11 protein-coding genes are annotated in these 11682 nt (G+C 64.3%); 9 read left to right on the plus strand and 2 right to left on the minus strand.

The window, feature by feature from the left end; translation table 11 throughout:
- The first annotated feature begins 37 nt into the window (after positions 1–37).
- Positions 38–1165, plus strand: coding sequence for a M20 family metallopeptidase (locus tag BM374_RS04530; protein ID WP_177248084.1), 1128 nt, complete (start codon positions 38–40; stop codon positions 1163–1165).
- The gene (gene trmB, locus BM374_RS04535) at positions 1162–1872 is read left to right on the plus strand and encodes a tRNA (guanosine(46)-N7)-methyltransferase TrmB (RefSeq protein ID WP_092289333.1); all 711 of its coding nucleotides are present in this window, start codon (positions 1162–1164) and stop codon (positions 1870–1872) included. Before BM374_RS04530 ends, trmB begins: the two co-directional genes overlap by 4 nt.
- A 116-nt stretch (positions 1873–1988) precedes the next feature.
- Here the strand turns inward: trmB and BM374_RS04540 are convergent, their stop codons facing one another.
- Positions 1989–3071: a DUF2336 domain-containing protein gene (locus tag BM374_RS04540; RefSeq protein WP_092289335.1), complete on the minus strand. Its 1083-nt coding sequence runs from the start codon at positions 3069–3071 to the stop codon at positions 1989–1991.
- A 355-nt stretch (positions 3072–3426) separates the two neighbouring features.
- On the opposite strand from BM374_RS04540, the gene rimP reads away from it, so the two are divergent.
- The 7 genes from rimP to rpsO all read left to right on the plus strand — a co-directional run bounded on the left by rimP (position 3427) and on the right by rpsO (position 11241).
- Positions 3427–4182: a ribosome maturation factor RimP gene (rimP, locus tag BM374_RS04545; RefSeq protein ID WP_092289337.1), complete on the plus strand. Its 756-nt coding sequence runs from the start codon at positions 3427–3429 to the stop codon at positions 4180–4182.
- A 2-nt stretch (positions 4183–4184) separates the two neighbouring features.
- The gene (nusA, locus tag BM374_RS04550; RefSeq protein WP_092289340.1) at positions 4185–5795 is read left to right on the plus strand and encodes a transcription termination factor NusA; all 1611 of its coding nucleotides are present in this window, start codon (positions 4185–4187) and stop codon (positions 5793–5795) included.
- Positions 5796–5818: 23 nt separating this feature from the next.
- Positions 5819–6502 carry an RNA-binding protein gene (locus BM374_RS04555; protein ID WP_092289342.1) on the plus strand — a complete coding sequence of 228 codons (684 nt, stop codon included), beginning with the start codon at positions 5819–5821 and terminating at the stop codon, positions 6500–6502.
- 70 nt (positions 6503–6572) lie between these two features.
- Complete coding sequence (gene infB / locus BM374_RS04560; protein WP_092289344.1) at positions 6573–9257, plus strand: translation initiation factor IF-2; 2685 nt, start codon at positions 6573–6575, stop codon at positions 9255–9257.
- Positions 9258–9410: 153 nt separating this feature from the next.
- Positions 9411–9854 carry a 30S ribosome-binding factor RbfA gene (gene rbfA, locus BM374_RS04565; protein ID WP_092289346.1) on the plus strand — a complete coding sequence of 148 codons (444 nt, stop codon included), beginning with the start codon at positions 9411–9413 and terminating at the stop codon, positions 9852–9854.
- On the plus strand, positions 9851–10969 hold the full coding sequence (truB, locus tag BM374_RS04570; RefSeq protein ID WP_177248085.1) for a tRNA pseudouridine(55) synthase TruB: 1119 nt from the start codon (positions 9851–9853) through the stop codon (positions 10967–10969). The genes rbfA and truB overlap by 4 nt, the downstream gene beginning before the upstream one ends.
- A 2-nt stretch (positions 10970–10971) precedes the next feature.
- Positions 10972–11241, plus strand: coding sequence for a 30S ribosomal protein S15 (gene rpsO / locus BM374_RS04575; protein WP_018644188.1), 270 nt, complete (start codon positions 10972–10974; stop codon positions 11239–11241).
- Here rpsO and BM374_RS37755 read toward each other — a convergent pair.
- Positions 11202–11576 carry a hypothetical protein gene (locus BM374_RS37755; protein ID WP_143270144.1) on the minus strand — a complete coding sequence of 125 codons (375 nt, stop codon included), beginning with the start codon at positions 11574–11576 and terminating at the stop codon, positions 11202–11204. The genes rpsO and BM374_RS37755 overlap by 40 nt on opposite strands.
- Positions 11577–11682 lie beyond the last annotated feature (106 nt).

Raw genomic sequence — 11682 nt, forward strand, 5'->3', positions numbered from 1 at the left:
CGCTTAAGTGATGCGATTCGAAGGCACAGATACGTTCATGGCGAGCTCCAATTCGTTCGATTCCCAAACTATCCTCGCTGGTATCCGCCGCTGGGTGGAGGTCGAGACGCCGACGGAAATGCCCGAGCAGGTCAACAAGCTGACCTCGATGGTTGCCGATCATTATCGTGATCTGCCCGTCACGCTCGAACGTGTCGCCGGCGTCGATGGCTGTGGCGATCATCTCGTGGTGCGTTCGACCTGGGGCCAGGACCGGCCCGGTATCTTGGTGCTCAGTCATCTCGATACCGTTCACCCCCTGGGCTTCATCGCGCGCCTGCCGTTCAAGGTCGAGGGCGATAGCGCATTCGGTCCCGGCATCTACGACATGAAAGGCGGTGCCTACATCGCCTATCACGCCTTTCGCGAACTCTGCGCCGCCTCCGATCGCCCGCCGCTCGGCATCACCCACCTGTTCACCTCCGACGAGGAGATCGGCAGCCCGACTTCGCGTGCGCTGATTGAGAACGAGGGTCGCAAGGCCAAATACGTGCTGGTGACGGAACCGGCGCGCGACGGCGGCAAGATCGTCACCGGGCGCAAGGGCGTCGGACGGTTCGAGGTCTTCATCAAAGGCGTGCCCGCGCATGCCGGCTCGCGGCCCGAAGACGGCCGCAGCGCCATCCGCGAGCTCGCCAATGTCATCCAGACGCTGGAGGCGATGAACGACCTGAAGCGCGGCGTCACCGTCAATGTCGGCGTGGTGCGCGGCGGCACGCGCCCCAACGTCACGCCGGAAGAGGCCTATGCCGAAGTCGATCTGCGCGTGCCTGGTTTCGACGATGCGGAAGAGTTCGTCGGCAAGATCCTCGGGCTGACATCGAAGACGGACGGTGTGACCGTGACCGTCACCGGCGAGCTCAATCGTCCGCCCTATGAAAAGGGCAATGCAGGCGCATCGCTGTTCGAGCATGCGAAGACGCTCGCCGCGGAAATCGGCTTCGAGCTGATCGACACCCACACCGGCGGCGGCTCGGACGGCAATTTCACGGCGCCGCACACCGGCACGCTCGACGGGCTCGGCGTCGACGGCAAGGGCGCACACACGCATTATGAGCAGCTCTACGTCTCCTCGCTCGAGCCCCGCGCGCGGCTGCTCTATCGGCTGTACCAGACGCTGCGATGAGCGAACGCAAATCAGACCCTGATCGCAGCGAGAGCGAGCGCGCCTTCTTTGGACGGCGCAAGGGCCACAGGCTCAGGCAGCATCAGGCCGAACTGGTCAATCATCTGCTGCCGCATCTGGCGCTCGACATCACGACGGAGCGGCCGGCGAACGCCGCTGAGATCTTCAGTCCCGCCGCGGAAGATCTGCGGCTCGAGATCGGTTTCGGCGGCGGCGAGCATCTTGCGGCGGAAGCCCAGAACTTTCCGACGACCGGCTTCATCGGCTGCGAGCCCTACGTCAACGGCATGGCCAAGATCCTGGCGCAGATCGAGGTCGCCAACATCGGCAACATCCGTCTGTTCGCCGGCGATGCCGCAGAGCTGCTCGCCTGGCTGCCTGACACCTCGCTATCGCGGATCGATCTGATCCATCCCGATCCATGGCCGAAACGGCGGCACTGGAAGCGGCGCTTTGTTCAGGACCGCACGATCGCCGCGATGGCGCGCGTGCTGAAGGCGGGCGGTGAATTCCGCTTCGTCTGCGATATCGACGATTACTGCGCCTGGACGTTGTCGCATCTCGCGCGCGCACCGGATTTCCAGTGGCTCGCGGAACGCGCCGATGATTTCCGAAAGCCCTGGGCCGGCTACACCATGACGCGCTATGGACGAAAAGCCGCACGCGAGGGCCGCAAAGCGGCCTATCTACGCTTCAGGCGGATTTGACTGTCGTTCCGGGGCGCGCGCAAAGCGCGAACTATGGTGCGCAATTGCGCACCTGAGAACCTCGAGATTCCGGGTTCGATGCTTCGCACCGCCCCGGAATGACCAGCAAGAAAATCTCAGATCGTGCGCCGGTTGCGCCAGAAATTCACGACGCGCTCGGCGGTCGTCGGCATCAGGCGGGTGAAGTTCATTCGCGCCGTTTCGAGATCGGCCTCGGCAGGCATACGATGCGGCCCGTACCACATCAGGATCAACGCGCGCACCGTGGGCCAGCCGAGATTCAGGACCCGGCCGAGGACCAGGATCGGGTCGTAGCGATCGCCCGCGACCAAGCGGTCGAGGATCGCGAGCCTGACGCCGGACATCGCCGAGAGCGAGGCGACTGATTCCTCGTATTTGTGCGCCTTGGCGAAGCCGAGCAGCGCACTCTCGCCGAGATGGCCGTCGCGATGCAGGCCGAGCACCGTGCGCTGCGCGGCCGAGAAATCGCGCCGCGGCCCGGGCGGCAGCGCGGCCTCCTCGATCGCGGCCATGGCGCGCTTGATCTCGGCTTGACGGGTCGGATTGACCACGCTGGAGAGACGACGCCTGATGACGTCGAGGGTGCCGTTCAGAAGCTCCTTGAGGTTTTCGCCCGAGAGATCCGCGCGCTGGCCGATCTTGAGCGTCAGCACGCCATCCTGGCTCGCGCGCTTGATCAGCTCGGAATAGCCGCCGGGCGAGAAATGCGCGCCGGCATTGCCGGCGGCGCGGCGCACCACGTCGCGATCGCCGCGCTCGACCAGCACGTCGGTAATTTGCGTCGACAGGGTCGGCCGCTCCGTCATTGCCAGCAGATGACCCTGACCCTTCAGCCGAGCAATCTCGATGAGTGCGGCCTCATCGAGCACGGGCGAGCGGCGCAGCACCGGACCTGCCACCATGATCTCGTTCTCACGAGCGAGCTGGCCGACCAGATGACGCGGCGCATTGTCCACCCGCGAGAAGCGCTCGGCGAGATCGACGCGCGCGGCAAGCTCCGCATGCGGGACGAGATCGATCAGGAGATCGTCGAAGAGATCGACGAGCTCGGGACGGAGTTTTGAGGGATCCTGGAAAAACAGCGCGGCAATGGCGCTCGCGATCTCGCCACGACGCCGGGGATCGCCGCGTTTGACGATATCGTCCAGTCCGGGAATGAGCGACGTGGCAACGGTCATGAACGCAACTCGAAATCTGGCACGCCGTGGGCGCGCCATAGCTCAAGCCGCCCCACAAGCTTGAAATTTAGGCCTGCTTCATGAAGGAAGCGTTGCTCCCCGGGGGGTGTCGTCGCGCGCGCAAAAAGGCGGCATCCGCCTGCGAGGGGCCTTGTCCGGGCGGCCGGAAAGGGCTATATCAGCGCCAATTCATCTTCTCATACGATCCGCGTAATGAGAGTGGGCCCGAAAGGACCCGCTCTTTTTTATTACCTGAACGCGGCTTTGGCGGAAGATGCGGCCCGGTTCCGAAGCGGGCCCAGACGTTTTAACCAAGCCTTAACCATCGAGACCATCGAGCGCCTTGATCCCTGAGATGACCGAACCGACCAAGGGTTCCACCGATGCCGAATTGCTGGCCGAGCCGAGGCTCGTGGTCGAGCCGGGCGTCGCGGCACGGGTATCTGCGGTCGCGGCGCCGGTGCTGGAGGGCATGGGCTACCGCCTGGTGCGGATCCGCATTTCCGGCGAGGCCGGCTGCACCGTGCAGATCATGGCCGAACGGCCCGACGGCTCGATGCAGCTCGAGGATTGCGAGGCAATCTCGCGGGCGCTGTCGCCCGTGCTCGACGTCGCCGACCCCATCGATCGCGCCTATCGGCTGGAAATCTCCTCGCCGGGGATTGACCGGCCGCTGGTCCGCCGCTCCGATTTCGAGCGCTATTCCGGCCATCTGGTGAAGGTCGAAATGGCGGTCGCCCATGAAGGCCGGAAGCGATTTCGTGGCACGCTCGGTGCCGTCGAAGGCGACCGGGTGCATCTGCATCGCGACGACGCCAAGGCAGCCGACAATGCCGACGTTCTCCTGAGGATGGAAGACATCGGCGAAGCCCGGCTGGTGCTGACCGACGAGCTGATCGCCGAATCCATGCGCCGCGGCAAGGCCGAGGAGCGCCAGATGCGCCGCGATCTCGGTCTCGCGCCGCCGCAGGCGCCGCACGCCGAGATCAGCGCAAGAATCACCAAGAACACCAAGCCGAAAAAGAAGCCGGCACCGACCAACACGAAGAAACATCGCCTGGCCGCTGAACGCGCGCGGCGCGGCGAGATCGAGCCTGACGAAGGAGACTAGCCATGGCAGTCAGCGCCAACAGACTTGAATTGCTCCAGATCGCCGACGCCGTCGCTCGCGAGAAATCGATCGACCGCGGCATCGTCATCGCGGCGATGGAGGATGCCATCGCCAAGGCGGCGCGGGCCCGTTATGGCAGCGAGACTGACGTTCACGCCGAGATCGACCCGAAAAAGGGCGAGCTGCGGCTGTCGCGCCACATGCTGGTGGTCGACAAGGTCGAAAACCATTCCAACCAGATCTCGCTGGTCGACGCGCAACGCGCCAATCCCGGCGCGCAGGTCGGCGATACCATTGCCGACACGCTGCCGCCGCTCGAATATGGCCGCATCGCCGCGCAGTCAGCCAAGCAGGTGATCGTGCAGAAGGTGCGCGAGGCCGAGCGTGACCGGCAATATCAGGAATTCAAGGACCGCATCGGCGACATCGTCAACGGCGTCGTCAAGCGCGTCGAATATGGCAGCGTAATCGTCGATCTCGGCCGTGGTGAAGCCATCATCCGCCGCGACGAGATGCTGCCGCGCGAAGTGTTCCGCAACGGCGACCGCGTCCGCGCCTACATCTTCGACGTCCGCCGCGAGACCCGCGGTCCGCAGATTTTCCTCTCCCGCACTCATCCGCAATTCATGGCGAAGCTGTTCGCGCAGGAAGTGCCTGAGATTTACGACGGCATCGTCGAGATCAAGGCGGTCGCCCGCGATCCGGGCTCGCGCGCGAAAATCGGTGTTATTTCCCGCGATTCCTCGGTCGATCCGGTCGGCGCCTGCGTCGGTATGCGCGGCTCGCGCGTGCAGGCTGTGGTGAACGAATTGCAGGGCGAGAAGATCGACATCATTCCCTGGTCGCCCGACATCGCGACCTTCGTGGTCAATGCGCTGGCGCCCGCGGAAGTTTCCAAGGTCGTCATCGACGAAGACCGCGAGCGCATCGAAGTCGTGGTGCCCGACACCAACAACCAGCTCTCGCTGGCGATCGGCCGTCGCGGCCAGAACGTCCGCCTCGCCTCGCAGCTCACCGGCTGGGACATCGACATCCTGACCGAGCAGGAGGAATCGGAGCGCCGCCAGGCCGACTTCGAGAACTCCACCCGCGTCTTCATGGAATCGCTCAATGTCGACGAGGTTGTCGGCCAGTTGCTCGCCTCCGAAGGCTTCACCTCGGTCGAGGAGCTGGCGATGGTGGACCTTAAGGAACTCGCCAGCATCGAGGGTTTCGACGAGGAGACTGCGCAGGAGCTGCAGAGCCGTGCCCGGGAGTATCTCGATCAGCAGGAAGCCGAAATTGAAGCCCGCCGCAAGGAACTCGGCGTCGAGGACGCCGTGAAGGACGTGCCCGGCGTGACCTCGAAGATGCTGGTGAAGTTCGGCGAGAACGACATCAAGACGGTCGAGGACCTCGCCGGCTGCGCCACCGACGATCTGGTCGGCTGGACCGAGCGCAAGGACGGCGGCGAGCAGACCAAGTTTGCTGGCGCGCTCGATGGTCTCGGCATCTCCCGCGACGATGCGGAAGCCATGATCATGCAGGCCCGCGTCAAGGCCGGCTGGATCACCGAGGCTGACCTTGCCAAGCCGGCCGAAGAGGCCGAGGCGGCCGAAGATCAGCCGGCTTAAGGGTAACGGAGGATGTCGCCCGGATGCTTGCCAGCGCTGACAGCGAACTTGACCATGGACCGCGAACCGAAAGGTCCGCGACCATGCGTATGTGCGCGGTCAGCCGCGAGGTCCGGCCGATCGACGAGCTGATCCGTTTTGTCGTGTCGCCGGGGGGCGACATAGTTCCCGACCTCAAGCGCAAGCTGCCTGGACGCGGCATGTGGGTCACGGCGTCGCGACAGGTGGTTGCGGAATCCGTCCGCCGTCACCATTTTACCAAAGCCTTCAAGCGCGAACTGCGCATTTCCAAGACGCTCCCCGCCGACATCGAGGCGCTCCTGGTCCGGAGCGTGATCGAGGCCCTTGGAATTGCCGCCAAGGCGGGCCAGATCGTTGCCGGTTTCGGCAAGGTCGAAAGCGCCCTGCGGGAAGGCACGGTCGAGGTCCTGATCCATGCCAGCGACGGGGCCGCGGACGGAATCCGTAAATTGGACACGCTGGCGCGGCAAAATGACGAAAATCGCGGCCTGCGGCCGCCGATTCCCGTCGTCACCGCATTGAAATCTGCAGAATTGGATTTGGCACTCACCCGGTCAAATGTGATACATGCTGCCCTGCTCGCGGGCCCGGCGAGCAAGACATTCCTGTCACGTAGCCAGATGCTGGTCCGATACCGGCTGGCGGACGATGACAAGACTGCCGAAAAGCCCGGCCAGGATTTCTGAGAGACAACGACGACCCGATAGGACGGTGCGGCAACGCACAACACTGATAAATCAAGATTAGGACTGCTGAATGGTTGATACCAAGACCCCTGACGACAAGAAGCTGAGCGTTCCGAGCAAGACGCTATCGCTCAAGCCGCGCGTCGAAACGGGCACTGTGCGCCAGAGCTTCAGCCATGGCCGCAGCAAGCAGGTCGTGGTCGAGAAGCGCGGCAAGCGTCGCATCGACGGCAGCCCCGAGCAGCAGGCTCCCGCGGTTGCCGCGAAGCCGGCGCCGGCCGCACCGACACCCGCTCCCGCGCGCCCGGCGCCGCCGCGCAACGCCGGCTCCGGCGTGGTGCTGCGCACGTTGACCGAGGACGAACGCTCCGCCCGTGCCAGCGCGCTCGCTGACGCCAAGGTTCGCGAAGTCGAAGAGCGCCGCCAGGCCGAGGAAGAGGCCCAGCGCCGCGCGGTCCGCGAGGCCGCCGAGCGCGCCGAGCGCGAAGCCGCCGAATCCCGCCGCAAGGCCGAGGAAGAGCGTCATCGTCACGAGGAAGAAGCCAGGCGCAAGGCCGAGACCGAAGCCAAGAAGCGTTTTGGCGAAGGCGAGCAGCCGGCATCGGCCGCGCGTCCCGCCGCCGCTGCCCCGGCGGCCAGTGCTCCGCGCTCCGCGCCGACCACGACGCGACCCGGAGCGACGACGACCGCTCGCCCGGCGACCATTACGACGTCGCGGCCCGGCGGCCCTGCGGGTCGCACGCCCGCCGTCGCGGCCGGACCGGACGACGACGATGGTCCGCGCCAGATCCGCCGCGGTCCGGGCGGGGCCGCACGTCCTGCGGCAGCTCCCAAGACCACGCACAAGCCCGGCCCGCAGAAGGAGCGCGGCCGCCTCACGGTCGTGACCGCTCTCAATGCCGACGACGTGCGCGAGCGTTCGATCGCCTCGTTCCGCCGCCGCACCCAGCGGCTGAAGGGCCACGCCTCGAACGAGCCGAAGGAGAAGCTCATTCGCGAGGTGACGATTCCGGAAGCGATCACCATCCAGGAACTCGCCAACCGCATGTCCGAGCGCGCGGTCGACGTCATCCGCATGCTGATGAAGCAGGGCGCGATGCACAAGATCACGGACGTGATCGATGCCGACACCGCGCAGCTGATCGCTGAAGAGCTCGGCCACACCGTCAAGCGCGTCGCAGCATCGGACGTTGAGGAAGGCCTGTTCGACCAGGTCGACGATTCCACCGACACCGAGACGCGCTCTCCCGTCGTTACCGTGATGGGCCATGTCGACCACGGCAAGACCTCGCTGCTCGATGCGCTGCGCCATGCCAACGTGGTCTCAGGCGAAGCCGGCGGCATCACCCAGCATATCGGCGCCTATCAGGTGGTGTCGCCCGAAAGCGGCAAGAAGATCACCTTCATCGACACGCCCGGCCACGCCGCGTTCACCGCGATGCGCGCCCGCGGCGCCAAGGTCACCGACATCGTCGTGCTGGTGGTCGCGGCCGATGACGGCGTCATGCCGCAGACGGTCGAGGCCATCAACCACGCCAAGGCGGCGCGGGTGCCGATCATCGTTGCCATCAACAAGATCGACAAGCCCGATGCCAAGCCCGAGCGCGTTCGCACCGAGCTGCTCCAGCACGAAGTGCAGGTGGAATCCTTCGGCGGCGACGTCGTCGACGTCGAAGTGTCCGCCAAGAACAAGACCAATCTCGACAAGCTGCTCGAGATGATTGCGCTCCAGGCAGACATCCTGGACCTGAAGACCAATTCGGAACGTCCGGCCGAAGGCACCGTGATCGAAGCCAAGCTCGATCGCGGCCGGGGTCCGGTGGCGACCGTGCTGGTCCAGCGCGGCACGCTGCGTGTCGGCGACATCATCGTTGCCGGCGCCGAGATGGGCCGCGTCCGGGCGCTGATCTCGGATCAGGGCGAGACGGTTCAGGAAGCCGGCCCCTCGGTCCCGGTCGAGGTGCTCGGCTTCAACGGTCCGCCCGAAGCCGGCGATCGTCTCGCCGTGGTCGAGAACGAAGCCCGCGCGCGCCAGGTCACCAGCTACCGTGCGCACCAGAAGCGCGAGAACGCGGCGGCCTCGATCTCCGGCATGCGCGGCTCGCTCGAGCAGATGATGTCGCAGTTGAAGACGGCGGGCCGCAAGGAATTCCCGCTGATCATCAAGGCCGACGTGCAGGGCTCGCTGGAAGCCATCCTCGGCTCGCTGGAGAAGCTCGGCACCGACGAAGTCGCCGCTCGCATCCTGCATGCCGGCGTCGGCGGCATCTCGGAGTCCGACGTGACGCTCGCGGAAGGCTTCAATGCCGCGATCATCGGCTTCTCGGTTCGTGCCAACAAGGAGGCGGCTGCGGCCGCCAAGCGCAACGGCATCGAGATTCGCTACTACAACATCATCTACGACCTCGTGGACGACGTGAAGAAGGCGATGAGCGGCCTGCTCGCGCCGACCTTGCGCGAAACCATGCTGGGCAATGCCTCGATCCTGGAGATCTTCAACATCTCCAAGGTCGGCAAGGTCGCCGGTTGCCGCGTCACCGACGGCACCGTGGAACGCGGCGCCAACGTGCGTCTGATCCGCGACAACGTCGTGGTGCACGAAGGCAAGCTGTCGACGCTGAAGCGGTTCAAGGACGAAGTGAAGGAAGTCCAGTCCGGTCAGGAATGCGGCATGGCTTTCGAGAACTATCACGACATGCGTGCCGGTGACGTGATCGAGTGTTACCGTGTGGAGACGATCCAGCGCTCCCTGTAAGTCCAAATCTTACCGAAGCGCCCGGATCTTTTTGAGCTGAAATTGCGCGAGTGCGATGGCCGGATTTTTCCGGCCATCAACGCTCATTCGTTTCAACGGGACAAATGACAATGCTCGTGTCCAAACGCGGGCACGACGAGGTGATTTCCAACCATGCCGCGCCATCATCAGAAAAAGAGTTCCGCGTCCGGCGGCTCGCAGCGCCAGTTGCGCGTCGGCGAGCAGGTTCGCCACGCGATAGCCGAGATTCTGGCGCAAGGCAGCGTGCATGATGCGGACCTCGAAGGCCACATCATCACCGTGCCGGAGGTGCGGATGTCGCCCGACCTGAAGCTTGCGACAATCTACGTGATGCCGCTCGGTGGCCGCGATACCGAGCTCGTCATTACTGCGCTCGATCGCAACAAGAAGTTCCTGCGCGGCGAAGTCGCGCGGCGCGTTAACCTGAAATTTGCACCTGACATTCGCTTCCGCGTCGACGAACGATTCGACGAAGCGGAACGGATCGAGAAGCTTTTGCGAACACCTGCGGTGCAGAAGGACTTGGACAAGAATCTGGAACAGGATCCGGATTCGGATCGGGAAGAAGAACAATGATGATGGACCCGGCTCACGGCACGTTCGGCAACGACGAGGCCGATATGCGCGAGGTGCAAAAAAATAATTTTGCAGATGCCGGCGGCAGCGCTCAGCCGCATCAGGATGCGCGTCGTGTCAACAACGATCCGCGCGCGAGCAAGCAGAAGGGCAATCAGGTGCGCCGCGATCGGCGCGACGTGCACGGCTGGGTCGTGCTCGACAAGCCGATCGGGATGACGTCGACGCAGGCCGTTGCGGTGCTCAAACGCCTGTTCAACGCCAAGCGCGCGGGCCACGCCGGCACGCTCGACCCGCTCGCCTCCGGCGGCCTGCCGATCGCACTCGGCGAAGCCACCAAGACCGTTCCCTTCGTCATGGACGGTCGCAAGCGCTACCGCTTCACCGTGTGCTGGGGTGAGGAGCGCGACACCGACGACATCGAGGGCCGGGTTACCGCCACCTCGGACCAGCGTCCGACCCGGGAGGCCATCGAAGCCCTGCTGCCCCGCTTCACCGGCGTGATCGAGCAGGTTCCGCCGCGCTATTCGGCGATCAAGGTCCAGGGAGAACGCGCCTATGACCTGGCCCGGGACGGCGAGGTTGTGGAACTGGCGCCCCGCCCGGTCGAGATCCATCATTTAACCCTTGTAGATCAACCGGATAACGACCGGGCCGTATTCGAGGCCGAGTGCGGCAAGGGCACTTATGTCAGGGCGCTGGCCCGCGATATGGGCCGGATTCTCGGCACTTACGGCCATATCTGCGCGCTCAGGCGGACCCTGGTCGGCCCATTCAGCGAAAATGACATGATTCCGCTGGATCAGCTGGAGGCTTTGTGCGATAGAGCCGCGTCCGGCGAGGGAAGCCTCGCCGACGCGCTGATGCCCGTTGAGACCGCGCTGGACGACATCCCGGCACTGGCCGTCACTCGGGCTGATGCGGCAAGGCTCCATCGGGGCCAGGCCGTTTTGTTGCGCGGACGGGATGCGCCCACTTGTAGCGGCACAGTCTATGTCACGGTGGCAGGCCGTCTTTTGGCGCTTGCTGAAGTTGGCAATGGCGAAATCATCCCCAAGCGTGTGTTCAACCTGACCGGCTTGACTGCCTCAACCGGTCGCAACGAGAGAAATTGACGATGTCGATTGCCGCAGAACGCAAAGCGGAAGTCATCAAGACGAATGCCACCAAAGCCGGAGATACCGGTTCGCCCGAGGTGCAGGTCGCGATCCTGTCGGAACGCATCAACAACCTGACCAACCACTTCAAGACCCACGTGAAGGACAATCATTCGCGTCGTGGCCTCCTGAAGCTGGTCTCGACCCGCCGTTCGCTCCTCGACTACCTGAAGAAGCGGGACGAGGCGCGTTACAAGGCGCTGCTCGAGAAGCACAACATTCGTCGTTGAGAGTTCTTGCGCGCGCCACCGGCGCGCGTTTTTGCGCGTGATTTCGAGCGAAAGCGCTTATTCCAAGGTTTTTGATCGAGGCTCACGCGTACGTCCGGTGCGGGCCCAAAGCGCGACAAGAGTCGCACTTTGGATTTTTGTTTGAGCATGATCTTGTCGGAAAACCGCTTCGCACTTTTCCGGATCATGCTTAGGCGACGCTTCGCATCCGGGGCATGATCGGCGAAGACCAAAGGTTCGGTGTTCGCGTTCGTGCCGACTGACAGTCCAGCAGCAATCCGGCGGCTGGGCGCAACGGGCAAGGTGCCCGTATGACCCGAAAGGATGGACGCCATCCGACATCCAAGAACCATGGCAGGATCGCAGGACGCTGATCACCCGCTCCGATCAGCGTCCTGCAATCTTGACATGGTTTTTGTTTTTCGAGCCGTCCCTTCTTTC

The organism is Bradyrhizobium sp. Ghvi, assembly GCF_900115265.1.
In the GTDB taxonomy this organism is placed as follows: Bacteria; Pseudomonadota; Alphaproteobacteria; order Rhizobiales; family Xanthobacteraceae; genus Bradyrhizobium.